Here is a 25,254-nt window from a genome sequence, read left to right on the forward strand (position 1 = left end):
CCTGTGAATAACGGTATCCTACAGCAAGATTACAATGGTAAAAAGTTTGATATAATCAAAATATCTTTAGCATCACCTGAGGTCGTAAGATCATGGTCACATGGTGAAGTTAAAAAACCTGAAACTATTAACTATAGAACATTTAAGCCTGAAAGAGATGGTTTATTCTGCGCTAAAATTTTTGGCCCAGTAAAAGATTATGAATGTCTTTGTGGTAAGTATAAAAGACTTAAGCATCGTGGTGTAGTTTGTGAGCGTTGTGGCGTAGAGGTCGAGCAAGCTAAAGTGCGTAGAGAGAGAATGGGTCATATTGATCTAGTTTGTCCTGTTGTACATATTTGGTACTTAAAATCCCTACCATCAAGAATAGGCCTGTTTTTAGATATGCCTCTTAAAAATGTAGAGAAAGTTCTATATTTTGAGTCATATATAGTTACAGATCCTGGTATGACTCCATTAGAAAAGAAACAACTTCTTACAGATGATGAGTATGCTGAAGCTTTAGAAAACTATGGTTATGAATTTGAAGCAGCAATGGGTGCTGAAGCAATCCGCGAGCTGTTATCAGAAACTGACATTGAAACTGAAATTGAAACTTTACAAGCGGAATATGAAGGAAGTAAATCCACTGCTAAAAGAGAAAAAGCAATTAAAAGAATTAGACTTCTTGAGACTTTCTTAGCATCTGGTAATAAACCTGAATGGATGGTAATGACAGTATTGCCTGTACTACCACCTGATTTAAGACCACTTGTACCAATTGAAGGTGGTCGTTTTGCTACTTCTGATCTTAATGATCTTTATAGAAGAGTTATCAACAGAAATAACAGACTTAGAAAGCTAGTTGATCTTAACGCGCCAGATATTATTGTGCGTAATGAAAAGAGAATGCTACAAGAATCTGTAGATGCCTTACTAGATAATGGTAGACGCGGTAGAGCTGTAACAGGTTCTAATAAGCGTCCACTTAAATCTTTAGCAGATATGATTAAAGGTAAGCAAGGTCGTTTCCGTCAAAACCTTTTAGGTAAGCGTGTTGACTATTCTGGTCGTTCGGTAATTACGGTAGGTCCTTCACTTAGGTTACATGAGTGTGGTTTACCTAAGAAGATGGCATTAGAATTGTTTAAACCATTTGTATACTCTAAGCTAAGATTAGGTGGCTACGCTACTACTATCAAACAAGCTAAGCGTATGGTTGAGCTTGAAGAAGCTGTAGTATGGGATATTCTAGAAGTTGTGATTAATGAACATCCAGTACTTCTTAACCGTGCTCCTACACTTCATAGACTTGGTATTCAAGCATTTGAACCTAAGCTGATAGAAGGTAAAGCTATCCAGCTTCATCCATTAGTTTGTGCGGCATTTAACGCCGATTTCGATGGTGACCAAATGGCTGTACATGTACCTTTAACTGTAGAATCTCAGTTAGAGTCTCGTGTGTTGATGATGTCTACAAATAATATCCTTTCTCCAGCATCTGGTCAGCCGATTATTACTCCTACACAGGATATTGTACTTGGATTGTACTATATTACTCGTGAAAAAGAGGGTGCTAAAGGCGAAGGTAAGTTATTTGCTAGTTATGATGATGTAGCAAGAGCGTATAATTCTGGTACTATTGAAATTCATACAAAAATTAAGCTAAGAATTGATAGACAAGTTTTTGATACTAAAGGTAATACCTATAATGAAAAGGGTGTGGTAAATACTACTGTTGGTAGAGCTTTACTAATAAACATCTTACCAGATGGTATATCTTTCTCATTCATAAACAAAGTTTTAGCTAAGAAAGAAATTTCTAAAGTAATTAACCAAGCATTTAGGGTATTAGGTGGTAAAGCTACTGTAGTTCTTGCTGATAAACTTATGTATGCTGGTTTCAAATACTCTACTATTTCAGGTATTTCTGTGGGTGTCAACGATATGACTATTCCAGATATTAAAGAAGCTAAAGTAGAAGCTGCTGAAGAAGAGATTAAACAAGTAACTGAACAATATCAGTCTTCATTAATTACTGAAAATGAAAGATATAACAACATCATTAACATTTGGAGCAAAGTCTCTGATGAGGTTGGCGCCTTGATGATGGATGAGATTTCTAAAGATACTATTACAATAAATGGTGAGAAAAAAGACATTGAGTCATTTAACTCTGTGTATATGATGGCTAATTCTGGTGCAAGGGGTTCTTATAACCAAATGCGTCAGTTAGCAGGTATGCGTGGATTGATGGCTAAACCAGATGGTACGATGATCGAGACTGCTATTACTGCAAACTTTAGAGAAGGCTTGTCAGTACTTCAATACTTTACATCTACGCATGGTGCTCGTAAAGGTCTTGCCGATACAGCTCTTAAGACTGCTAACGCAGGTTACTTAACGCGTAGACTAGTAGATGTAGCTCAAGATTTAGTTATCATCGAAGAAGATTGTGGTACAGAAGACGGACTTATGTTCTCAGCTATTGTTGAAGACGGTGAAGTTAAAGTACCTCTAGCTGAAAGAGCGTTAGGTAGAACTTTAGCTGCTGATGTTATCACTGAAAAAGGCGATGTTTTATTAGAAGCAGGTACTTTACTTGATGAAAATCTTGTTGAGTTACTTGATGATAATGCTATTGATATGATCAAACTTAGATCGCCAATTAGCTGTAATACTCGTCGTGGACTATGTGCTACTTGTTATGGTCGTGACTTGGCTCGTGAGAGAAAAGTAAACGTTGGTGAATCTGTAGGTGTAATCGCTGCCCAATCAATTGGTGAGCCAGGTACACAGCTTACAATGCGTACTTTCCATACAGGTGGTGCTGCATCACTTGGTGTTACAGTTTCTGACATCAAAGTTAAAACTGCAGGTAAGATTAAGCATAAAAACATCCGTACAGTTACAAATAAAGAAGGCAATGAGATTGTTATATCTCGTGCTGGTGAAATTATTGTATCAGATAGTATGGGTCGTATTCGTGAGCAACATAAGATCCCTATGGGTGCATCTTTACCATTAAAATCAGGTAAAGCAGTAGAAATAGGTGATGTAATTGCTACTTGGGATCCGCATGCTCAGCCGTTAATTACTGATGTTGCAGGTAAAATTGCAATGGAAGATATTATCGATGGTATTACTTCTAAGCATACTTATGATGATTTAACTGGTCAGCTAACTATTGAGATAACTTCTATTTCACAAAGAACTACAGCTAAAAACTTAAAGCCAGTAGTTAATGTTGTTGATGAAAAAGGTGAGGTTATTAAGTCTATATCTCTAGCTATTGGAGCAGTACTAAGTGTTGCGGATGATGCTATGGTTGATATAGGTGATGTAATTGCTAAGATTCCTTTAGAAGGCTCAAAAAACAAAGATATTACTGGTGGTCTTCCACGAGTTGCTGAACTTTTTGAAGCTAGAAGACCTAAAGAAGCTGCAGTACTTTCACCTTGTGATGGTACAGTAAGACTTGGTAATAGAGATACTAAAGAGAAGCAAAGAATCGAGCTTTTAGATAAAGATGGTCATCTTATTGATGAAATCTTAATGCACAAATCAAGACATTTAGTTGTGTTTGATGGTGAGAAAGTTGTTAAAGGCGATGTATTGGCTGATGGCCCTACTGATCCACATGATTTACTTAAGTACCGTGGTTTGAAAGCATTTGCTGATTATATAATGTTTGAAGCACAATCAGTTTACCGTATGCAAGGCGTTGTAATTAATGACAAGCATATTGAAACTATTGTTAGACAGATGATGAGAAAAGCTAAGGTTCTTGATCAAGGTGATAGTAAGTTTGTTAAGAATGAAGTTGCTGAGCTTGTTAGAATTTTCGAAGAGAATGACAAGCTTCGTAGTGAAGATAAGAAAGAAGTAACTTTTGAGCCTATGTTAATGGGTATTACAAGATCTTCTCTATCTACAGAATCATTCTTGTCAGCAGCATCTTTCCAAGAAACTACTAGAGTTCTTACAGAAGCTTCTATTCACTCTCAAGTGGATAACTTAAGAGGTCTTAAAGAGAATGTACTTATAGGTAGATTAATACCTACTGGTACAGGTCTTGCAGTAAGAAAAGAAACTGACAAAATTGAGAAAATGCGTGAAGAACTTGGGGTAGATGATAATCTACTACTTTCTGATGTGTCTTCTTCATTTGGTGTTAGTGAAAATTCTGCTGAAGAAGCTCAAGTAGAAGAAGAGAAAGACATCAATGAAGATATTGAAGAATCATTAAGAAATGCTCTTGAATCATTAGATTTCTAAATCTTAAAATCTTTTATTTTCTTTGAATAATTATTAAAAGCCCAGTTTTCTGGGTTTTTTTGTTTTTGATACTTTGTATCTATTATTTATACTTGTAAATAAAATGAGTGAATACATTCGACTACATTTAGTAACCATGAGGTTAAAGCTTTAGTTTATTATGTTCAGAGGTAAATAATTTCGATAAGCACTATAAGTTTGAGATGCAAGTTTAATTGAATAGCTTAGCTATAGCCTATGTATACGGCTACTATAATCATAAAAGAGCTTAGTGCCATAAGGTATAAGTAGAATTTAAAGATAAATTTTAACCATACACCGTAAGGTATTTTTGCAACACCAAGTACAGCCATTAAGGTTGCTGATGTTGGCATTAGACAATGAGTCCAACCATCACCTAATTGAAATGCTAAAACAGCAATTTGTCGACTTATACCAGTTAAATCTGCTAGAGGTGACATAATAGGCATTGTTAAGGCTGCTTGACCAGAGCCTGAAGTTATAAAGAAATTAAATATTGATTGGAAGTAAAACATTCCAAGAGCAGAAACATATTCATTTGTACCGGAAATGCTTTTACTTGCATATTCTAGCAGTGTATTTAGCATAGTATAATCTTTTGGGTTTGATCCACCCATTAGATATATAAGGCCGTAAGCAAACGAGATGATTAAGCAAACTGGTAATAAATCTTTGGCACCTTCTTTAAAGGCGTTTATGGCTGTTGATAGTGTCATACCATTTACTTTACCAACTACAGCTAGAAAACCTGTGACTAGACCAAGAATAGTAAATAAAGTAGCTATTTGTGGGATGTAGTAACCTAGTTTTACTACACCATAGACTAGCCATATAATTGTTATAAAGAGACTTAATAATATCAGCCATGAGTAAGTGCATATTTTCTGAGTTTGTTCTAAACTATAATCACTAGAATCTCTATAGACATTATCATGCTGATACATTGGAGATAGTGATGGTTTTTTTTGTATTCTCAAAGCATAAAATACAGTAAAAATTGATATTGAAAGAGTAAAAATAAGCCAAAGAATTATTCTAAATAAGCTTCCTGATAGAATTGGTATTTGCGCTATACCTTGGGCAATACTCACAGAGAAAGGATTCATCCACGATGTTGCAAAACCAATCTGAGTAGCCAGATAAATTGCTAGTGTACAGGTTATTGCATCAAAGCCAATAAGAACAAATATTGGAACTAAAAGCATAATGAAAGGGATAGTTTCTTCACCCATGCCAAAAACAGCACCACCTAATGAAAAAATGAAGCATAAAGCAGGAAGTAAAAAGATTTTGTTATTTTGAAATTTACTGACTACTCTCAAGATTGATTGATCGATTACTTTTGTTTTTAATAGTACGCCAAATGAGCCTCCTATGATCAACAGGAATGCAATAATTGAAATAGCACCACCATCTCTAGATCCTGAGGTTAACCCTTCATATACGAAATTTGTAAATCCTTTTTCTGAATCATTAGCTGAAAATACTTTTACTGGAGACGTTTTAGGATTATTACTTGAATCGACTTTGAATTGGAAACTATTTGCTAACAAGACTTCCTTTGAGAGTGTCTGTCCATTAGACTGATATTTGATGGTTTGAGTATCAAATTTTCCGACAGGAACAAAATAACTAGTGATGGAAACTAATATTGCCATACAAAAGAGTATCAGCAATGTATCTGGCATTTTTATAGTTTTTGATTTGCTCATTTATTTTGATTCAATCTATATTCATTCTAGTATTTATACTACCATTAATCATCTGTATCAAGACTTACTCGAGTTTAAGTTTAATTATGTAAATATTGAGCACTTAAGTTTAAAAATTTATTATGTATCATATATATATGTATGCGATAATGAATATTATATTCCTTATAAAACTTTTTGTATGAATTGTTTGAAAACTTTGAAAAACCTATTTTGTCAAAAGAAAGAGCCTGAAATAAAAGAAAATACTTTTATAGTTTGGGAACCATGCTCAAGTAGCCATGCTGAAATTGTTCCTGGATTCGCAAAGTATTTGCTTGAGTTAGGCTTCCATGTCTCTATATTAGTAACCCCGGAAAGATATGATGAAGGACTTTTTTGTCGCTTTGAAAATGAGAATATTTCATATAATGTGATGACACAAAAACAGATCAGAAAATTTTTCTTAAATAATGAGATTAGTAATGTTAAAGGCATTTTAGTTACTACTCTTGGTAAACTTAGCACTCAAGATATTGAATCAGCATACAAAAGTTTTCATCCTAATGTAGATAAATCAAAAATATTTTTTGTTGAGCATGAGATTGATAAGTTAGTCGATAATGGAAAGTTAAAGGAATCAATAATTACACTGCGTGAAATCGACTATAAAGGCGCTAAGACAACTGTTGTAAACCCTCATTATTTTGGAGTTATAAAGTCAAACCTTAAAAATGAAACTACTAATTTTGTCACAATTGGCGAGCTCTCTGAAAAAAGAAAGAATACTAAAATCCTTGTGGATGCAGTAAGTGATATGGTTACTAAAGGGTTTACTAACTTTAAAGTTACGGTTATTGGTAAAGGTAAACTTTCTAGTTTACCTCAAAGTTTGCGACAATATTTTGATATTAAAGGTAGACTGAACTTTGATGAGATGTATGATCAAATAGAAAAGGCTGATTTTATTCTTTCAGCATATGAAAACACTGATATTCACAGAAAATATATAACAGTAAAAACTAGTGGGACATTTCAGCTAGTTTATGGTTTTTTAAAGCCTATTATTATTCGGACTGAATTTGCTGAAATTAATGGTTTTGATGATCAAAACAGTCTTATATACAGTGACGATAGCGAGTATTCATTAGAAATGATAAGAGCTATTGAGATGACTCAAGAAAACTATAGAAATATGCAAAACAAACTTGATGAATATGCTTCACAGCTTTTTCTATCATCAAAAGACAATTTACAGAAATTAATAGCTAAAAAGTGATTTAAAGGTATTAAAATAATGAATAAAAATATTCCAATAGTTTTTACATTTGATAAAAGAATAGTTCTAGGTGCTGCAGTAGCGATAAAAAGTTTAATTGAAACAGCTAATGATGATACTGTTTATGATATTTATGTTTTTCATCCTGATATAGATGATAAAACTATTTTATGCTTTGAGAAAATGTTAGCTAATACCCAGCATAAAATATCGTTTGAATTTATAGATAAATCAAGATTTAAGCATGCACCAATAAATAAAGGTGGAAGTTGGACGGAGATTGTTTATTATCGACTTTTGATAGCTGAACTATTACCTCAATATGATTGTGTTATATATTCAGATGTTGATGTGCTGTTTATGAAAGATATGAAAGAAGTTTATGAGTTAAATCTATGTGGGTATGAGTTTGCAGCAGTAAGAGCTGAAAGAAATTCATCTGAAATGATTGGTCATAAGTACTTCAAAGAAAATGATAATGAATTTATCTATTGGTCTGGTTTTATTGTCATGAACACAAAATTAATGCGTGAAAATGAATTTGTTGATAGATGTTTTGATGTTATTAATACATATAATGATAGATTAAAGTTTTTTGACTTGGATACATTAAATCTTGTTTCGAGTAAGATTAAGGATGTACCTTTTGATTACTGTACTTTGCAGAGTGTCTATTATTTAGACAATTTGTCTGAATCTGAAGAGTACGAGTATATAAAAAATGTATACACTGATGAAGAGCTTTTATATGCTAAAGAAAACCCTGCTATAGTACATTATGCAGGCAAGCCAGGTAAGCCATGGAGGATGCCAGTTCCTTATAGTGATTACCAAGAGTATATCGTTAAAGTACCTTCTGAATTAAGAAAATACACATTAAGAGATTATAAGAAGAAGTTTCTGGCCAAAGTTAAAGGCAGTGGTAAGATAAAGTCTTAATATTGAGCATTTAGACCTAGATGTTTACTTATTTTCAATAGAAATATTAGTTAAGTATGTTATACTTAGACTCCATGATTTTCTATATTTTCATGTGTTCAAAATGAATCCAAAGACTAAAATTATTTTTGTTACAGGTGGGGTTGTATCTTCGCTTGGTAAAGGTGTAACGGCTGCATCATTAGCAACTTTGCTGGAAAGCAGAGGTTTAAATGTAACGATGATGAAACTAGACCCTTATATAAATGTTGACCCTGGTACTATGAGTCCTCTACAACATGGAGAGGTCTATGTAACAGAAGATGGTGCGGAAACTGATCTTGATTTGGGACATTACGAAAGATTTATTCGTAATAAAATGACTCAAGCTAGTAATTTTACTACAGGTAAGGTTTATCAAAGTGTACTTAAAAAAGAAAGGAAAGGCGACTATCTAGGGGCAACGATTCAAGTTATTCCACATATCACTGATGAGATAAAAAACCGAGTTTGTTCTGGCATTGCCGATGATATTGATGTTGCAATAGTAGAAATTGGCGGTACAGTTGGTGATATAGAGTCTTTACCATTTCTTGAAGCTATTCGACAGCTACGAATTGAGCTAGGAAGAAATAGAACCTTGTTTGTTCACCTAACGCTTCTACCTTATATCAGAGTTGCAGGTGAGATGAAAACTAAACCTACTCAGCATTCAGTAAAAGAACTTAGAGGTATAGGAATTCAGGCAGATATATTAGTATGTAGGTGTGAAAAAATATTTAGTGAAGACGAGAAGCGTAAAATAGCACTTTTCACAAATGTAAGTCAAGATTCTATATTTACTGCTGAAGATGTGAAAACTATCTACGAAGTACCTCTTAGATACCATGAGCAAGGTTTTGATTCTAAATTGGTTGAGCTTTTGAACCTAGATGCACAGGATGCGGATTTATCTGAATGGCAAGGTGTAGTTGAAGCAATAAAAGAGACTAAAGGTGAAGTTACTGTTGCGATGGTTGGTAAATATGTGTCTTTAACAGAAGCGTACAAGTCTCTAAATGAAGCTCTTTATAACGCTGGCTATAAAAAAGGTATTAAAGTAAAAATAAAATTTGTTGACTCTGAAAAACTTACAACTGAAAATGTAAAAAAACAGTTTTTAAATATAAACGCAATACTTGTTCCTGGTGGCTTTGGACATAGAGGTGTTGAGGGTAAAATAATTGCTATTAAATATGCTAGAGAGAATAATGTGCCATTTATGGGTATTTGTTTAGGTATGCAGCTAGCTGTTATCGAGTATGCTCGAAATGTCCTTAACATAAAAGATGCGCATTCTAGTGAACTTGATTCAAAAACTATGAATCCTGTTATAGCCCTTATAACAGAATGGCAGGATGAGTTTGGTGAGATTCATCAAAGAACTGTAAATTCAGATCTTGGTGGCACAATGCGTTTAGGTGGTTATAAAGCGGTATTGGATGAAGGTTCAAGAGTAAGAGATATTTATAAAAAAGCGGAAGTGGTGGAAAGACATCGTCATCGCTATGAGGTGAATAATAAGTATGTCGAAGCTTTAGAACAAGCTGGTTTGATTTTCTCAGGCAAATCAGAGGATAAAAGTCTAATGGAAATAGTAGAGTTGCCAGAACATAAGTGGTTTGTGGCTTGTCAAGCTCATCCAGAATTCACATCAACACCAAGATATGGACATAAATTATTTGAGTCTTATATAGAGGCTGCAATGCAAAAATAATGAATTATAAGCTTGTTGTTTTGATATTTCATAAATAATAATGCTATAATTTGATTTAACTAAATACAGGAGAATAAAATAAAATGGGTAAACAAAGTACGTTATCAATAATAAAGCCAGATGCTGTAGCTAAAAATGTAATTGGTGATATTTATAGTCGTTTTGAGAAAGCAGGTCTTAAAGTGGTTGCTGCAAAAATGAAGCATTTGTCTAGAGTTGAAGCAGAAGGTTTTTATGCTGAACATAGTGAAAGACCATTTTTTAGTGCTTTAGTAGAGTTTATGAGTTCAGGCCCTGTAATGATACAAGTCCTTGAAGGTGAAAACGCAATCCTTAAGAATCGTGACTTAATGGGTGCTACAAACCCTAAAGAAGCTGACGCAGGTACTATTCGTGCAGATTTTGCTGATAGTATTGATGCTAATGCTGTACATGGTTCAGATGCTGAAAAATCAGCTGCTAGAGAGATCGGATATTTCTTTAGTGATATAGAGATATTCGCATAAGATATAAGCTTTGTGCTTAAACTATATATTTATAGGAGATTAGTAAATGAGTTGGTTAACTAGAGTAATTGGAAAGAGTTTGGGTATGAGTGCCCAAAAGAAAGATTTACCTTCAGGTGTATGGAGTCAATGCCCACAGTGTCAGATAACTATATACTCAGAAGAGCTAGCAAATAATAATTCTGTATGCCCAAGTTGTAACTATCATTACAGAATCTCAGCTAGACATAGATTAAGCATATTTTTTGATGAAAATTCTATGACTGAACACTTTGAAAATATCTCTCCGGTAGATATGTTAAAGTTTAAAGATACTAAAGCATATAAAGATAGACTATCTCAAGCTCAGAAGAAAACAGAAGAGCAAGATGCATTAGTTGTTATGGAGGGAACTGTTGAAGGTTTTCCAGTAGTAGCTGCTGCATTTAACTTTATGTTTTTGGGTGGCTCAATGGGTTCTGTTGTTGGTGAAAAGTTTATTCGTGGCGTTAAACTTGCTATGGAAAAGAAAGTTCCTTTCATTTGTTTTACAGCAAGTGGTGGAGCAAGAATGCAAGAATCATTATTCTCATTAATGCAGATGTCTAAAACTAGTGCAGCATTACAAAAATTAGCAGAAGCCAAGCTTCCATACTTAGTAGTTCTTACAGATCCAACTACGGGTGGTGTATCAGCATCATTAGCTATGCTTGGTGATGTTCATATTGCTGAACCTAAAGCGTTAATTGGCTTTGCAGGTCCTAGAGTGATTGAACAAACTGTTAGAGAGCAGCTACCAGAAGGGTTCCAAAGAAGTGAGTTTTTGGTTGAGAAAGGTATGGTTGATATGATTGTTGATCGTAGAAATTTAAGATCAGAAATTTCTAAATTGATAGATAAATTAATGCCTAATCTTACTAAAATTAACCATAATCAAGCTTTAGAACATAAATCTGCACAAGCGGAAGTATAATACTAAAATGAGCGTCGATCTCAAGATAGCTAATATAATGGCTAATGATGCTCGAATTTGTGCTTTACATGAGTTAAAAGATCTTCTTCAAGAATTTAATTTTCATAAAAAATTCAAAATAATAACTGTTGCTGGCACGAATGGTAAAGGCACAGCGGTAACAATGCTTGAAGAGTTATTGGTAGCTAATAATAAATCCGTTTTATCTCATACATCACCTCATGTCTTTAAATTTAATGAAAGAATCTCATTAAATAAAAAACCTATTGATGAGGTTGTTCTGCTAGAGATTCTAGAACGACTTGCGGAAATTAGTTATGAATATAAGCTTTCTTATTATCAAATAGCTTTTTTATCAGCTTGTATGTATAGCCAAAAGATACATGTTGATTACTTGATTTTAGAAGTTGGCATAGGTGGTAGATTAGATGCGGCTAATCTTTTAGAACCTGATATTACAGCAATTACAAATATAGATTTTGATCATTGTGAAATACTAGGAGATACTCTTGATAAAATTGGTCGTGAAAAGGCTGGCATTTGCAGGTCACAAATACCTTTGTTTTTAGGTTCTAAAATGCCTGAGAGTGTATATTTATATGCAAAAGAAGTTGGGGCTATTGTTTATGAGAAAAATTATGAATATGAATCAATAGAATGTTTTACTCATAGCTACAATATAGCTATGGCAATAGCTGAATGTCTGCTTCATAGTTTAGCAATAAATTATGTACCAAGATTGGAGCATATTAAAGCTCCAGCGAGATTTTGTCAGCTTAAAAATGATAATACTTACAAAAGCTATGTTATAGTTGATGTTGCGCATAATCCTGCTTCAGTTAAGCATTTATTTGATCTTTTAGAGAAGAAGACAGAATTTCATAGTCTAAACTATGAGGCTGTATTTGGGATTTTAGGATCTAAAGATATAGGAAAAGTTTTAAATATTTCAAAGCAATATATACATAAGTGGAATGTTGTCAATCTTAAGAATATTGATCCTCGTGCACTTGATATTGATGATATTAGGGCTGAGTTTGAAAAGCAAAATATAGTTATAGCTGATTATCATCAGGATTTAACTAGTTTATATTTAGCGAAAAAAAATACGGTAACAGTTGTGTTTGGATCGTTTGTAATGGCAGGTAAGTTTCTTGAAGAATATAATAAAAATAGCTAATAATGAACAGCAAATGCTAGAACTTGCTACTGAATATGCAGGTAGGCTAAAAGCTAGTGATGTGGTTTTTTTACATGGTAATCTAGGTGCGGGTAAAACTACTTTTGTGAAAGGTGTATTACGCTCCTTAGGTTATAATGGTAATGTTAAAAGTCCAACTTACACTTTGGTTGAGAGTTATGAATTTGAAAGTGTGACAATTCATCATTTTGACCTTTATAGACTAGCAGATCCAGAAGAGTTGGAATGGGTTGGTCTTAGAGATTATTTTAATGAAAATAGTATTTGTTTTGTTGAGTGGCCTGAAAAAGGAAAAGGTTTTTTATCTCAGCCAAGTAGTAATATTTATATTAATTATTTACATGATGGTAGAGAATTAATATTTTCATAGTTTTCAGTGGAAAAGTACTATAAAAAAGTTATTATTAAACATATACTATTACCATCTTTTCTACATAAGAAATCTTAAAAACTATTGGAGTATTAATGAGAGTTAAAATTTTATTTGCTTTGCTTGGAGTATTATTTTATAACTCATCTTTTGCTACACTTGAGCAGTGTTATAAAGACGGAGCTGATGAAGAGTATGAAAAAGTACTTGATACATGTAAGCCTTATCAAAAGAAAGACGCACGAGCAACAGGACTTATCGCGGAAGCTAATGTTCAACTTGATGAAGATGATAAGTTAGCACTTGATGACGCTGAATGGGCTGTCGATTTTTATAAAAAGAATGGAACTCCTAATACTGTTGAAGGGATGAAGGCGTATGTTTATCTTATTTATTTGATTGGGGAATTATACTATTTTGGTAGTGATGATATTCCTGTTGATCAGGATAAAGGTTATCTGTATATTCGTGAAGCTGCACATTTAGGATATGATATTGCACAGAATCAATTAGCAAATCTTTATGTCAGAGTTGGTGATGTCCCTGCTACAAATTTTGCAAAAGCTTACAGATGGTATAAGTTAGCTATAGCTAATGGTTCTTTAGATGCAAGAAAAGCTTTTATTTTAAACAATGAAGAGAAGTTCATTGGAGAGTATCCATACTGTATATCTCAAGGCAGAACATATATAGGTGATGCATACTTTGAAGGATTTGGTGGATTGCGTAAAAATCATGACAAAGCTCTAGAGTGGTATGCTAAGGCTTATGAAGTAGATCATATATCTCCAGTTGAAGTTGGGCTTGCTAAAGTATATTTAGAAAGGGGTGACATGGAAAAGGCTATGATGTATACGAAAGAGGCCATTACTCAGCCTTATGCCCCGGCTTTTGTTGAAATGTATGAATTAGAGAAGAATGATAAAGTTAAACAATATGCATATTTATCTGTTGCTATATCTTTATTTGAAAGACCTGACATAAAATATTGGGAACAATTTAATGAATATTGTCTCCCAGACCTATCAGAGAAAGGCATTAACTATGCTAAGAAAAGTATTAAGCAAATTGAGCTGACTAATGAAGAAAAAGTTAAAGGAAACGAGCTAACTAGACAAATTATAGATCAATGGCATAGGCCACAAACTAATAAAAAATAATCAATGTTTATTATTATTAAAAATTATTAAATAGTTTTTCCTTCACTCTTAGTTGAGCTTTATTATGAAAAAATTCTTCTCTAAAAGTTTTCTAGTCTCTAGTTTTCTTTTGCTATCAAAAATACTTGGCTTTTTAAGAGATATGCTATTGGCAATGTTCTTTGGCAGTAGTGGAGCAATGCAAGCTTTTTTAATTGCATTTAGATTTCCTGAGTTTATTCGTAAAGTAACATCTTCAGGAATTATTACGCAGATCATGAATCCTCATCTAGAGGATAGTATCTCGGCTAAGCAAAGAGAGTTTATTGCTACGGTATTATACTTTATAGCTGTAGTGTTATTGCTAATAGTTATATTAATGATTGCTTTTAGTGATTTTATTGTTGATTTATATGCATATGGTTTTTCAAAAGATACTAGTGTACAAAACCTTATCGAAATAATGTTTGTTATTATGATACCTTATGTATTATTTAATTTCATGGTTGGACTTATATCAGCGGTACTTAATAGTCACCGGAAATATTTTGTTTCATCAATGTTACCAATTATTTTAAACTTGGTTATGATTGTAGGCATAGTATGCTCTAAATACTTTAATGTTGCTATATACGCTGTAGCTTATAGTGTCTTGGTTGCTGGTGTAATTCAGCTGATTATGGCTTTGTGGGCATTATATAGGTTGGCGGGAAAGTTGGCTTTATCAAGAGATATATTTTTATTAAAAAATATTGAAGCAAAGTCTTTTCTCGGGAAAATGCCGATGGCATTTTTTGGTAGTGCTATTTTACAGATCAATGGTCTAGTAGAAACATTTTTTGCTTCATTTTTAGTTTCAGGAAGTTTAGCATGGCTTTATTATGCAGATAGGGTGAATCAGTTCTTATATGGTGTGTTTGGTACAGCGATTGCTACTGTAATGATACCTTACCTAGTTAAATGTAAAACAGATGCTAAAATTTTCTATAAGAATTTAGCATGGATCTTGAAGGTAACCATGCTTATAACGATACCTGCTATTGTTGGGCTATGTGTATTATCAAAGCCTATTGTTATAACACTTTTTTATTATGGTAAATTTAGTGTCACAGATGTTAATGCGACTCAATTAGCACTGTTAGGCTATTTGTTGGCATTATTTTGTTTTGTAATAGTAAGAGTTATAGTTTCTGGCTTATATGTGCAAAATCAGGCTCATAAGGTGTTTTATATAGGTGTTACTTGTTTGGTAATCAGTGTGTTGGTTGATATTTATATTGTTAAGGTATTTGCTGGTGATAAAAATGCCTTTCTATACTTAGCATACTCTAGTTCATTTATTGCTTTAGTGAATTTATTATCACAAATGTTGCTTATGGTAGAGTTTAATTTTAATAAATTTGTAGAAGCCTATTTACCGTTTAGGTTCTTATGTAAAGTACTAATAGGCTGTATCTGTATGTTTGTTGTATTAAAAATGTTTGATCTTAGTGATAGTTATTGGATAAGTTTGTCATTCTTTGGTAGAGTAGAGCATATAGTGATAGTGATACTATCTGGAATTATAAGCTTTATTGGAGTTTTGTGGTTGTTGGGTGTTAAAAGCTCATTAAAACTTAAAGCTTAAATTTAATTTTAAGGTTTGGAATATGTATGATTATAAAAATATCACGAATCTTCGAGGTGTAGAGAGAGAAACTTTACGAATTAAAAGAGATGGTAGTTTAGCTAAAACTCCTCATAGTATTAATTTAGGGCATAAGCTTACTAACGATAGTATTACTGTGGATTTTTCAGAGGACTTATTAGAGCTTATTACTAGTCCTCATACTACTGTTGATGCTACACTTGAAGAACTTAATGGTTTAACTGCTTTTACTCTACAAAATATTTTTCAAGATGAGATTATTTTAAATACTAGTATGCCATTATCAGCAGAAGAGAACGAAATATCTGAGGCTAATTTTGGTAGCTCAAACTCCGGTATGATGAAGCAAACTTACCGTAAGGGCTTATCTGCACGCTATGGTAAAGTTATGCAAATAATATCAGGAATACACTATAACTTCTCAATTGATAAATCTTTAATGTTACAAAAATCTAAAGAGTTGGGTATTTCTAAGTCAGCAGTATATTTTGGAGTTATAAATAATTATTTTGAGTATATGTGGTTGTTACCATATTTATTTGGAGCTAGCCCTATCTGTGCAAAGACTTCAGTCCAAGATAAACCGAGCTATTTGAAAAGTTTAGATGATGAATTTTATATTGGTGAACGTGCTACTAGTTTGAGAATGAGTGATTTAGGTTATACTAGTCCAGCCCAAAAAGATTTACATATCTCATATGAAGGTGTTAAACCCTACGTGACAGATTTAATAGGTGCGACAGCAGAAGTATTTGAAGATTATAAGCAAATTGGTTTATATGACGATAGTGGGCAAAGAATTCAGCTCAACGAAAGTATTCTGCAGATTGAAAATGAATACTATAGTCCTATAAGACCAAAACAAATAGCTAAAAGATGTGAAAGACCTGCTTGTGCTTTAATAAACAGAGGGGTTGAGTATATTGAAGTTCGTGTTCTTGATGTTGATCCTTTTGATGCTAATGGGGTTAGTAAAAACACTTCTCTTTTTATAGAAGCAATGCTTATGACTTGTTTTGATAGTAAGTTTAACAATTATTCTAAAGAACATGTTTCTAGAGCTAAACAAAACCTAAATAAAGTAGCCATTGATGGTAGAAACCCTAGTTTAAAACTTCAAAATTTATTGGGTAAAGAAGTTAAGCTTAAAGATTATGCTTTGGAGCTATTTACAAAAATTGAAGAGGTGGCTGAGCAAATGGGAGATGAGTTTGTAAGAGCTGTATCCTTTGAAAAAGAGAAGGTTTTAGATAGTACTAAAACACCGTCAGCTAAACTAATCGGCTTAGCTAAAGAACATGGTTACAAAAAAGCTGTATTAGGTCTTTCTGAAGTTATAACAACTAAATTTAGAAATAATAAGCTTTCTACTGAGACAAGTGATAAATTAAAGAATCAAGTTAAAGATTCATTTAAAGCAGAAGAGATTCTTAGAGCAGAGGATAGTATTTCTCTTGATGAATATATTAGAAGGTACTATGAGTCTGGAGATTGTTGCTGATATAATCAATATTTCGTAAAACTTTTAAGACAAGGTTGCATAATCGTACAAATTTATGTTTAGTGCGTAACTTCATTCAAAAGGTAAGTTTTCTATAGGCATAAAAAAACCAACACAAGGCTGGTTTTAATTATTTGGTTTTTCTAAAAGTAAATTATACTTTCTTCATGCCACCAAAACGCTTGTTGAATCTATCAACACGGCCTGCAGTATCTACAACTCTTTGCTTACCTGTGTAGAAAGGGTGACACTGTGAACATATATCTACGTTCATAGCTTCTTTACCAATAGTAGATTTTGTAGTGAATTTGTTACCACAGCTGCAAGTTACAGCAACTTCGTTATATTTAGGATGAATTTCGTTTTTCATTTTTTTATTTCCTTGATATTTATAATTTGACATCGCCACTTAAACTATCTCATTTAAGCACCATATCCCTTTATTTTCTAATAAATAGAATAGCCCAAAGATTATAGTTTATATTTGCCTATCCTGCAAGCCAAAATCTGGTCTAATTGGAAGAAATATACTTTTCTCTACGCACACTTTTAATACCAAACCCAGCATTTGTGAGCATTTCAAAGGATTGGTCAATCATGTTAGGGTTACCGCAGATATATACAACGTCTGTTTCAGGATTTAGATTTAAGCTTTCAAATTGGTGCTGAACATATCCTGATATTTCATAATCCTTAAGATTTTCGATTTCACGGCTTAAACAAAGTTTGAAATTTATATTTGGATGTTTATTTGCAAACTCGATAAAATCATTTTGGTATAAACCGTCTTTACGATATTGTACACCAAGTAATATATGAACCTCTGTATTATCAGCCCTTTCTAAAAGTTCTGGAAACATTGATTTATAAGGGACAATGCCGGTACCAGTTCCAACAAGAACAATTTTTTTGACATCCTCATCTTTTAAGATAAGTCTACCAGCAGGGCCCATCGCTGGAGTTATATCGCCTACTTGCATGTTGAAGAAAGCTTCAGAAGCAATACCACCTTTTACATATGTTATTGCTATTTCAAGTAATTTGTTATCAGTAGGAAGAGACCCTAAGCTATAGCTTCTTCGCTTAACTTTGCCATCTTCGCCATCAAATGTGAAAGTGATAAATTGTCCTGCAATAAAGTTTAATGGTTTCCCATCAGTTCTTTTAAATACTAGGTGTCTTACGGTATCTGTAATATCTTTAAAAGATACTAATTCTAATTCAAATCTTTCTATTGCCATATTAGCTCAATTAATGTGTATATTTGTAACAACACTAATTGTATAATAAATTTATCAAGATGATAAGTTTGTATTGTTAAAATATGCGTAAGCTTTTGTTGATGTTCGTGATTTTGCCATTGTTTGGATATGCGAGTATGACTCAAAAAGATTTTAAAGGTGTATATGCTGATCCAATAGTTTTAAGTGAAAAACAGCATACTTTCAATATTGATTTACCTGTTGATTCAACGGAAGGGTATAAGTGGTTCTTAGTATCTCCTGAATATGGTTATGTAAATGCAATAAGCTTTAAGCATGATAGTATTGATGTTGAAAACTCAAAATGGGGTGGGGTTGATCACTTTAAATTTAAAACAAAGCCGGAATTTGAAGATGTACCTCAGAAGATAGTTTTGAGATTTGAATGTTTTCAGCCTTTTAAAAAGAACGTGAAGCCTCTTGTAAAGAAAGTGGTAATATTGTCAAACTAAATTTAACAGGAAATATATGTGTGTTATGAAAAAAATCTGGATATTGATCTTAAGTTTAAGTGTTTTTTCAAGTGTATTTGCAACAGGTAATTGCTCAGACAAGAAGTTTGATGATATTAAGTCTAAGGCTACACAAATGGAAAAAGCTTGGGATGCTGCAGACTTAAAAAAAGTAGTATCTTTTTATGATAATGATTTTATTTATATGGGAGATGGCAAACTATATACAGATAAACAAGATGTTTTAAAACATTATGTTGATGGTTTTTCTACTGCCGCTGATGGTAAAAAAAATATGGGTAAAATAAAACTTAACTATCAGTATTGTCGTGAAATTGATGAAAAGCATCAATTAGTGGTCTTAGAGTTTGTATGGAATAGTCCAAGTGGTAAGGTTGTTAAGGGGCATGACTTACTTCTTTGGAAGAAAGATAGTAAAAATGGTAATAAAATTATTGTAGATTTTCCTCAACAATAAGTAGTTTTTATTTTAATAATCAAATTTGGAGCTTAAATGTTTATGATTTTTTTAATGTTTGTGGTTTTTGTAACTATATTTTTACTAGCTTTTTCAGTCAATTTGGTTGAAACCCAGTCTGTGAATATAGTTGAGCGATTTGGTAAATTCGTTCGTATCCAAAAGGCTGGTCTTAATTTTAAGATTCCTTTTATTGAAAGAGTTGCTGGTCGTGTGAGTTTAAGAATACAGCAGTTAGATATAGTTGCTGAAACAAAAACTCGAGATAATGTTTTTGTGCATATGAAAGTTTCTGTACAGTTTCTAGTCGAAGAAGCGAAAGCTACAGATGCTTTTTATAAGCTTACTAATGCAAGAGCTCAAATGGAATCATATGTTTTTGATGTTATTAGATCATCATTGCCACGCATGAGTTTAGATGATTCTTTTGAAAATAAAGATAGTATTGCGATGGACATAAAAAAAGAGTTATCTGAAGAGATGAGTAATTATGGCTATACTATTATTAAATCATTAGTCGTGGATATTAACCCTGAAGAAAATGTAAAACGCTCAATGAATGAGATTAATGCAGCTCAAAGACAACTTGAAGCGACTAAAGCAAAGGCTGAGGCAGATAAAATTGTTAAGATTAAAGAAGCCGAAGGTCAAAAAGAGTCAATGAAACTTTTAGGTGAAGGTATTGCTGAGCAAAGAAAAGCGATTGCTCGTGGTTTGCGTAAGTCTATAGAGGATGTGAAAGAGGGTGCCGAAGATGGTATGTCTAATGAATATGTATCTTCTCTTGTGATGATGTATCAGTATCTTGATACTCTTGAAAATATGACTAAGAATGGTAAATCGAATGTTATATTTACACCAAATTCGCCGAAGGGCTTTAATAATCTGTCAACTGAGATGATTAGTGCTTTATCTGCTGCTAAAGAAATGTAGCTAATCATAGGTGATATAATGAAATTTGGTATAGTATCTATTTTTCCTGAAATGTTTAAGGCTTTAGGTGATTTTGGCATTACATCTAGGGCATTTAAGCGATCTAAAGTTTCGATGAGTTTTTTTAACCCTCGTAGTTATACTGCAGATAAGCATTCAACTGTCGATGATACTAGTTTTGGCGGTGGTGCTGGTATGGTAATGAAATATCAACCATTAGCAGATGCAATTACGGATGCAAAAAATACTTTAGGTTGTGATACAAAAGTAGTATACTTGTCACCTCAAGGTAGTGTCTTTAATCATGCTAAGGCTTTAGAGCTTTTGAAAAATGATTCTTTGATACTTCTTTGTGGTAGGTATGAAGGGGTTGATGAACGCTTAATAGAAGATTATATAGATGAAGAAATTTCTGTCGGTGATTTTGTATTAAGTGGTGGTGAATTCCCTGCTATGTTAGTAATGGATAGCTTAATAAGGCTATTGCCAGATGTGCTAGGTAACAAAGATTCTTTGATAGAAGATTCTTTTTATGATGGTCTTTTAGATTATCCGCATTATACAAAACCTGCTGTATTACCTAATGGTAAATCAGTACCAGAAGTTTTGTTATCAGGCAACCATAAAAATATAGCAAAATGGAGGCGTAAACAAAAGTTAATAAGAACTTATGAGCGTCGTAAAGATTTAATGAAGTGCCTATGCCTATCACCAGAAGATAAGCAATTATTGGAAGATAATAATAAAGATAAGGTAAGCACAAAAGGAGCAAAAAAATGAAAAACAAATTTGTAGAATTAGTAGAAAAAGAGCAGTATAGAACAGATCTTCCAGAGTTTAATCCTGGTGATTCTATCACTGTAAATCTTTGGATTAGAGAAGGCGATAAGCAAAGAGTACAGGCTTTTAAAGGTTTTGTGTTAAGAAAAAGAAATCGTGGTCTTCATTCTGCATTTACTGTAAGAAAGATGTCTTCAGGTATGGGTGTTGAAAGAACATTCCAAACTCATTCTCCATTGATTGATAGCATCACTGTAGAGAAAAGAGCTGATGTTCGTAGAGCTAAGCTTTACTACATGCGTGGTCTTACTGGTAAGGCTGCTAGAATTAAAGAAAAAGTATAATTCTAAGGTCTTAGAGGGTGTCTGCTCATATAGATACTTTTCTAGACAATCTTTGGCTTGAGCATGGTCTTAGTCAAAACACTATCTCATCTTATCGAACTGATCTTAAATTTTTACAAAAACACTATTCCAAACTAGAAGTATCTAGCCTTGGTTTTGATCAGTTGTACGCTTTTATATCTTATCGTTCTCGTAAAGGCTATAGTGGTCGCTCTAATGCTCGCATGATATCAACTATGCGAAAATTTTATGGCTGGCTACTTGCTTCTAAAGAGATTTCTCAAGATCCAACTATTAAACTTACATTGCCAAAACTTGCGAAAAGTTTACCAAAAGATATGACAGAAGATGATATAGAAAAGCTTCTTCAAGCTCCTGACTTGACTGTAGATGTGGGTATTAGAGATAAAGCAATGCTAGAACTGATGTACGCAACAGGTCTACGAGTTAGTGAGTTGGTAGGCCTTAATCTTGATGATATGGATACCAATATAGGTGTGATTCAAGTTATAGGTAAAGGGTCAAAAGAGCGGATAGTTCCTATTGGTGAGTATGCACATGAGTATTTGGAAAAATATTTGGCTGAGGTTCGTCCTAATCTTGTAACAGGATTTAAAGAACAGGCTGTATTTATTAGTAAGCATTTTAAGCGAATTACGCGACAGTCTTTTTGGCATCGCATAAAAAATTATGCTTTGGCAGCTGGAATAAGTACAGATATATCACCGCATACACTTCGCCATGCTTTTGCCACACATCTTTTAAATCATGGTGCAGATTTGCGTTCTGTGCAAATGTTGTTGGGGCATAGTAGTGTATCTACAACGACAATCTATACACATATCTCACAAAATAGGCTCCAAAAAATTTATCAAAAGCATCATCCGCGAGGCTAATAAGAAAATATGAATATGGGTAAGTTTTATGCTTTTTCTAAGAGGATCGTTAAATTAAAGCCAGGAAAAAGGTTTTACTTGCTACATAGGTATTTTCGAAGAAAGTTATCAAGTCCTTTGCTTTCATTGATATCAATAATATTTTCTTGTGTAGCGCTTATTCTTGGGTTAATTATGTTATTTATGCCAGGACCTGGATTATTTTTTATCTGCTTATCTCTCTTACCATTTGTAGCAATAAGTAATCGCTTTGCTAAGCTGCTAGATAAAGTAGAAATTGCTTTTAGGAAAAAGTTTGAAAAATATAAAGTAAATAAGAAAAAGCGTAGTAAATAATCTTTTCTAGGAATTTTATGTCTGAAAAGTTTAAACTAATGCATCAGAAAATTATTGTTGATATAATACCTATGAATTTCACATATCTTTTCTTATAAAAAATTGGAGTAAAAATGAATATCCTAAGTGTAGATTACTATGCAGAAAATGCAGCTAAAGATTTTACAACATCATTAAAAGAAACGGGTTTTGCTGTTTTAAAAACGCATCCAATTGACTGGAATCTTATTCAAACTGTTTACAAAGAATGGCAGGATTTTCTAAAGTCTGGTGAAGCTGATAAATATCTTTTTGATAAAGAGAATCAAGATGGATATTTTCCTAAAGATGTATCGGAAGTTGCTAAGGGTGAAAAGGTTAAAGATATCAAACATTTTTACCATTTGTACTTTCCTAATGGTAGATACCCTAATGAAGTTAGTAATGCCGCTAGAGAAATGTATCAAGCAATGATAGCACTTGGTGAAACGCTACTTGAGTGGATTGATGAGCATATGAATCCAGAGGTTGCCAGTAAACTATCACAAAGGCTTAAAGATACTTTATCTCCAGAAAATACACTGTTAAGAATACTTCATTATCCTGCTCTAGAAGGTGATGAAGAAGTTGGTGCGGTAAGAGCTGCAGCACATGAGGATATAAACCTTATAACTTTGTTGCCTATAGCATCTTCACCAGGCTTACAGGTTTTATCTCCAGTAACAGACCAATGGTATGATGTGCCATGCGATAGTGAGTCTATAATTGTAAATATCGGTGATATGCTACAGGAAATGACTAATGGCGAATATATAGCGACTAAGCATAGAGTTGTTAAGCCAGAGAGCGAAACAAAAAATATTGATAGAGTATCTACACCATGTTTTATTCATGCAAAGTCTGAAACTTATTTGTCAGAAAAATACTCAACTGCAGAATTATTTTTAAATGAAAGACTTAAAGAGTTGGGGTTAAAATAAGAAGATATGACTAAGCTTGAAGTTATTGATTATTATGAGAGTGGTGCTCATGAGCAAGAGATATCTTGCATCCTAGAACAAGCTCGGGATATTGTGAATTCTGTGGATATATTAGAGAAAACTACTTTGATTTTAGATATCGATGAGACATCTTTGAATCATTATAAGGCTTTAAAAGAATATGGTTTCCCTCAAGGTGATAATCATAAAGTTTGGAATGAATGTATATTTGCAGATACGGGTACGCCAATTCAAGCTACTTTAGATTTCTATAAATTTTGTTTAGACAAAGGGCTGAAAGTTTTTTTTGTAAGTGCGAGGGTTGCTGATAGCATTGATGTTACTAAATTAGCTCTAAAAGATGCAGGCTATACCCAGTTTGAAGATGTGTTTGTGTTTCCAAAAGAAATTGCTAATTACAATCCTGATCAGTTTACAAATTTCAAATCAGAACGACGAGCTTATATTGAATCTTTGGGATTTAAAATATTGATATCTGTAGGTGATCAGCCTTCAGACTTAATAGGTGGATTTACAAAATACACTTGCGAATTGACAAATTATCTTTATGGTAATAAGTCGGTTTTTGTTGATCGCTGACTATTCAGTTTTAGTTCTTTAATGAAAAGCTTGACCTTTGATGGTACATATCTTTTACTTGGGTACAATGCATAAACACTTCTTTTCTCAATACTATAATCATTTAAGATGTGAATTAAACTTCCTTGCTTAAGTTCTTCCTCAACAGCAAATTTAGGCATCATTGCTATTCCTTGATCTAAAAGTAGAGCTTTTTTAATTGCTTGTATACTGTCAATAGATAGTTTGCTATTCACTTTGATTAATTCTACCTTATTATCTTTTTTAAATTCCCAAAAGTCTTGGTTGTGTAGATTGTTATCAACAATTAATGATTGATCCAAAAGATCTGCTGGTATTTTTATGATTTTATTGGTTTTTAAATATTTAGCTGATGCACAAGTAATCACATCGTTATCCATGAGTTTTACAGATATGAGGTTTAAGTCGCGATTCACAAAGTTCCCAGATCTAATTGCGACATCAAAACCTTCTGTGAACAAATCCATAACTTTATTGTTTAGGCATAAGTTGATGCTTATATCTGGATATTTATCTCTAAAACTACATATGCTAGGCATTAAATACATTTCAGTAAGTGAGCTAGGAGCTAGTACATTTAATGTGCCTATTAGGTTTTCTTTATCTTCATAAATTGAACTATTGATGTTCAAAATCTCATCAGCTAGTGGAACACAACGATTATAATACGTTTGCCCAACTGATGTTAGACTAATAGATCTTGTTGTTCTATTTAGTAGCTGAGAATTTAAGTGTTTTTCTAGGTTTGCAATGTAGCGACTGACTAGAACTTTTGACAAGTTTAATCTTTTTGCTGCGGCAGTAAAGCTTTTCTCTTCTACCACGGCTCTAAATGCTTTAATGCATGTTAGTATATCTATCATAATCATTATTGTTTCATAAATGTATACATTGTATCAACAGTGCGGGACATTGTTTACACAAAAGTACATGTTAATATTTCTCATGTAAACA

General features: G+C 33.0%; 23 protein-coding genes. 19 read left to right on the forward strand and 4 right to left on the reverse strand.

Annotation, left to right across the window (positions count from 1 at the left end):
- Positions 1-3: 3 nt before the first annotated feature.
- The gene (gene rpoC / locus CDH04_RS01990) at positions 4-4,257 is read left to right on the forward strand and encodes a DNA-directed RNA polymerase subunit beta' (protein WP_112869435.1); all 4,254 of its coding nucleotides are present in this window, start codon (positions 4-6) and stop codon (positions 4,255-4,257) included.
- A gap of 224 nt (positions 4,258-4,481) precedes the next feature.
- On the opposite strand, the gene yfcC is transcribed toward rpoC, so the two are convergent.
- A complete protein-coding gene (gene yfcC, locus CDH04_RS01995; RefSeq protein WP_213075200.1) occupies positions 4,482-5,966 on the reverse strand; it encodes a putative basic amino acid antiporter YfcC in 1,485 nt (494 codons plus the stop codon).
- Between the two features lie 205 nt (positions 5,967-6,171).
- Here yfcC and CDH04_RS02000 point away from each other — a divergent pair, with 205 nt between their 5' ends.
- The 10 genes from CDH04_RS02000 to gshA all read left to right on the forward strand — a co-directional run bounded on the left by CDH04_RS02000 (position 6,172) and on the right by gshA (position 17,239).
- On the forward strand, positions 6,172-7,248 hold the full coding sequence (locus CDH04_RS02000; RefSeq protein WP_112870860.1) for a hypothetical protein: 1,077 nt from the start codon (positions 6,172-6,174) through the stop codon (positions 7,246-7,248).
- An 18-nt stretch (positions 7,249-7,266) separates the two neighbouring features.
- Complete coding sequence (locus tag CDH04_RS02005) at positions 7,267-8,187, forward strand: glycosyltransferase family 8 protein (protein ID WP_112869437.1); 921 nt, start codon at positions 7,267-7,269, stop codon at positions 8,185-8,187.
- A gap of 103 nt (positions 8,188-8,290) precedes the next feature.
- Positions 8,291-9,922 carry a CTP synthase gene (locus CDH04_RS02010; protein WP_112869438.1) on the forward strand — a complete coding sequence of 544 codons (1,632 nt, stop codon included), beginning with the start codon at positions 8,291-8,293 and terminating at the stop codon, positions 9,920-9,922.
- An 83-nt stretch (positions 9,923-10,005) separates the two neighbouring features.
- On the forward strand, positions 10,006-10,428 hold the full coding sequence (gene ndk / locus CDH04_RS02015) for a nucleoside-diphosphate kinase (RefSeq protein ID WP_112869439.1): 423 nt from the start codon (positions 10,006-10,008) through the stop codon (positions 10,426-10,428).
- A 46-nt stretch (positions 10,429-10,474) separates the two neighbouring features.
- Positions 10,475-11,380 (forward strand): acetyl-CoA carboxylase, carboxyltransferase subunit beta, encoded by a 906-nt coding sequence (accD, locus tag CDH04_RS02020; RefSeq protein WP_112869440.1) that lies wholly within the window; start codon positions 10,475-10,477, stop codon positions 11,378-11,380.
- Between the two features lie 7 nt (positions 11,381-11,387).
- Positions 11,388-12,560 (forward strand): bifunctional folylpolyglutamate synthase/dihydrofolate synthase, encoded by a 1,173-nt coding sequence (locus tag CDH04_RS02025; protein ID WP_112869441.1) that lies wholly within the window; start codon positions 11,388-11,390, stop codon positions 12,558-12,560.
- Positions 12,535-12,951: a tRNA (adenosine(37)-N6)-threonylcarbamoyltransferase complex ATPase subunit type 1 TsaE gene (gene tsaE / locus CDH04_RS02030; RefSeq protein WP_162699179.1), complete on the forward strand. Its 417-nt coding sequence runs from the start codon at positions 12,535-12,537 to the stop codon at positions 12,949-12,951. Before CDH04_RS02025 ends, tsaE begins: the two co-directional genes overlap by 26 nt.
- A 95-nt stretch (positions 12,952-13,046) precedes the next feature.
- On the forward strand, positions 13,047-14,111 hold the full coding sequence (locus CDH04_RS02035; protein WP_112869442.1) for a tetratricopeptide repeat protein: 1,065 nt from the start codon (positions 13,047-13,049) through the stop codon (positions 14,109-14,111).
- A 64-nt stretch (positions 14,112-14,175) separates the two neighbouring features.
- A complete protein-coding gene (gene murJ / locus CDH04_RS02040; RefSeq protein WP_112869443.1) occupies positions 14,176-15,717 on the forward strand; it encodes a murein biosynthesis integral membrane protein MurJ in 1,542 nt (513 codons plus the stop codon).
- 22 nt (positions 15,718-15,739) lie between these two features.
- Positions 15,740-17,239 carry a glutamate--cysteine ligase gene (gene gshA / locus CDH04_RS02045; RefSeq protein ID WP_112869444.1) on the forward strand — a complete coding sequence of 500 codons (1,500 nt, stop codon included), beginning with the start codon at positions 15,740-15,742 and terminating at the stop codon, positions 17,237-17,239.
- Positions 17,240-17,393: 154 nt separating this feature from the next.
- Here gshA and rpmE read toward each other — a convergent pair whose 3' ends face one another.
- Positions 17,394-17,609 carry a 50S ribosomal protein L31 gene (gene rpmE, locus CDH04_RS02050; protein WP_112870862.1) on the reverse strand — a complete coding sequence of 72 codons (216 nt, stop codon included), beginning with the start codon at positions 17,607-17,609 and terminating at the stop codon, positions 17,394-17,396.
- A 142-nt stretch (positions 17,610-17,751) separates the two neighbouring features.
- Complete coding sequence (locus CDH04_RS02055) at positions 17,752-18,480, reverse strand: FAD-binding oxidoreductase (RefSeq protein ID WP_112869445.1); 729 nt, start codon at positions 18,478-18,480, stop codon at positions 17,752-17,754.
- Positions 18,481-18,617: 137 nt separating this feature from the next.
- Between CDH04_RS02055 and CDH04_RS02060 the strand changes: the two genes are divergently transcribed.
- The 8 genes from CDH04_RS02060 to CDH04_RS02100 all read left to right on the forward strand — a co-directional run bounded on the left by CDH04_RS02060 (position 18,618) and on the right by CDH04_RS02100 (position 24,279).
- On the forward strand, positions 18,618-18,953 hold the full coding sequence (locus tag CDH04_RS02060) for a hypothetical protein (protein ID WP_234393383.1): 336 nt from the start codon (positions 18,618-18,620) through the stop codon (positions 18,951-18,953).
- A gap of 25 nt (positions 18,954-18,978) precedes the next feature.
- Complete coding sequence (locus tag CDH04_RS02065) at positions 18,979-19,431, forward strand: DUF4440 domain-containing protein (protein ID WP_112870863.1); 453 nt, start codon at positions 18,979-18,981, stop codon at positions 19,429-19,431.
- A 42-nt stretch (positions 19,432-19,473) separates the two neighbouring features.
- Complete coding sequence (locus CDH04_RS02070) at positions 19,474-20,364, forward strand: SPFH domain-containing protein (RefSeq protein ID WP_112870864.1); 891 nt, start codon at positions 19,474-19,476, stop codon at positions 20,362-20,364.
- An 18-nt stretch (positions 20,365-20,382) separates the two neighbouring features.
- On the forward strand, positions 20,383-21,144 hold the full coding sequence (gene trmD / locus CDH04_RS02075) for a tRNA (guanosine(37)-N1)-methyltransferase TrmD (protein WP_112869447.1): 762 nt from the start codon (positions 20,383-20,385) through the stop codon (positions 21,142-21,144).
- On the forward strand, positions 21,141-21,488 hold the full coding sequence (gene rplS, locus CDH04_RS02080) for a 50S ribosomal protein L19 (RefSeq protein WP_112869448.1): 348 nt from the start codon (positions 21,141-21,143) through the stop codon (positions 21,486-21,488). Before trmD ends, rplS begins: the two co-directional genes overlap by 4 nt.
- Before the next feature lie 17 nt (positions 21,489-21,505).
- Positions 21,506-22,384, forward strand: coding sequence for a site-specific tyrosine recombinase XerD (gene xerD, locus CDH04_RS02085; RefSeq protein WP_112869449.1), 879 nt, complete (start codon positions 21,506-21,508; stop codon positions 22,382-22,384).
- A gap of 449 nt (positions 22,385-22,833) precedes the next feature.
- Positions 22,834-23,679: a 2OG-Fe(II) oxygenase family protein gene (locus CDH04_RS02095; protein WP_112869451.1), complete on the forward strand. Its 846-nt coding sequence runs from the start codon at positions 22,834-22,836 to the stop codon at positions 23,677-23,679.
- Between the two features lie 6 nt (positions 23,680-23,685).
- Positions 23,686-24,279, forward strand: a complete 594-nt coding sequence (locus CDH04_RS02100) for an HAD family acid phosphatase (RefSeq protein ID WP_112869452.1) — start codon at positions 23,686-23,688, stop codon at positions 24,277-24,279.
- On the opposite strand, the gene CDH04_RS02105 is transcribed toward CDH04_RS02100, so the two are convergent.
- The gene (locus CDH04_RS02105; protein ID WP_162699180.1) at positions 24,246-25,163 is read right to left on the reverse strand and encodes a LysR family transcriptional regulator; all 918 of its coding nucleotides are present in this window, start codon (positions 25,161-25,163) and stop codon (positions 24,246-24,248) included. The genes CDH04_RS02100 and CDH04_RS02105 overlap by 34 nt on opposite strands.
- Positions 25,164-25,254: the final 91 nt, after the last annotated feature.

Origin of the sequence: Francisella adeliensis, assembly GCF_003290445.1 — a bacterium.
In the GTDB taxonomy this organism is placed as follows: Bacteria; Pseudomonadota; Gammaproteobacteria; order Francisellales; family Francisellaceae; genus Francisella; species Francisella adeliensis.

Bases quoted from the DNA above. Each gene is read 5' to 3' on its own strand.
- CDH04_RS02035 (WP_112869442.1), top strand. From the start codon at position 13,047: ATGAGAGTTAAAATTTTATTTGCTTTGCTTGGAGTATTATTTTATAAC.
- accD (WP_112869440.1), top strand. From the start codon at position 10,475: ATGAGTTGGTTAACTAGAGTAATTGGAAAGAGTTTGGGTATGAGTGCC.
- CDH04_RS02005 (WP_112869437.1), top strand. From the start codon at position 7,267: ATGAATAAAAATATTCCAATAGTTTTTACATTTGATAAAAGAATAGTT.
- CDH04_RS02095 (WP_112869451.1), top strand. From the start codon at position 22,834: ATGAATATCCTAAGTGTAGATTACTATGCAGAAAATGCAGCTAAAGAT.
- trmD (WP_112869447.1), top strand. From the start codon at position 20,383: ATGAAATTTGGTATAGTATCTATTTTTCCTGAAATGTTTAAGGCTTTA.
- CDH04_RS02055 (WP_112869445.1), bottom strand. From the start codon at position 18,480: ATGGCAATAGAAAGATTTGAATTAGAATTAGTATCTTTTAAAGATATT.
- gshA (WP_112869444.1), top strand. From the start codon at position 15,740: ATGTATGATTATAAAAATATCACGAATCTTCGAGGTGTAGAGAGAGAA.
- murJ (WP_112869443.1), top strand. From the start codon at position 14,176: ATGAAAAAATTCTTCTCTAAAAGTTTTCTAGTCTCTAGTTTTCTTTTG.
- ndk (WP_112869439.1), top strand. From the start codon at position 10,006: ATGGGTAAACAAAGTACGTTATCAATAATAAAGCCAGATGCTGTAGCT.
- CDH04_RS02060 (WP_234393383.1), top strand. From the start codon at position 18,618: ATGACTCAAAAAGATTTTAAAGGTGTATATGCTGATCCAATAGTTTTA.
- rplS (WP_112869448.1), top strand. From the start codon at position 21,141: ATGAAAAACAAATTTGTAGAATTAGTAGAAAAAGAGCAGTATAGAACA.
- CDH04_RS02025 (WP_112869441.1), top strand. From the start codon at position 11,388: ATGAGCGTCGATCTCAAGATAGCTAATATAATGGCTAATGATGCTCGA.
- CDH04_RS02000 (WP_112870860.1), top strand. From the start codon at position 6,172: ATGAATTGTTTGAAAACTTTGAAAAACCTATTTTGTCAAAAGAAAGAG.
- rpmE (WP_112870862.1), bottom strand. From the start codon at position 17,609: ATGAAAAACGAAATTCATCCTAAATATAACGAAGTTGCTGTAACTTGC.
- CDH04_RS02105 (WP_162699180.1), bottom strand. From the start codon at position 25,163: ATGATAGATATACTAACATGCATTAAAGCATTTAGAGCCGTGGTAGAA.
- CDH04_RS02070 (WP_112870864.1), top strand. From the start codon at position 19,474: ATGATTTTTTTAATGTTTGTGGTTTTTGTAACTATATTTTTACTAGCT.
- yfcC (WP_213075200.1), bottom strand. From the start codon at position 5,966: ATGCCAGATACATTGCTGATACTCTTTTGTATGGCAATATTAGTTTCC.
- CDH04_RS02010 (WP_112869438.1), top strand. From the start codon at position 8,291: ATGAATCCAAAGACTAAAATTATTTTTGTTACAGGTGGGGTTGTATCT.
- CDH04_RS02100 (WP_112869452.1), top strand. From the start codon at position 23,686: ATGACTAAGCTTGAAGTTATTGATTATTATGAGAGTGGTGCTCATGAG.
- CDH04_RS02065 (WP_112870863.1), top strand. From the start codon at position 18,979: ATGAAAAAAATCTGGATATTGATCTTAAGTTTAAGTGTTTTTTCAAGT.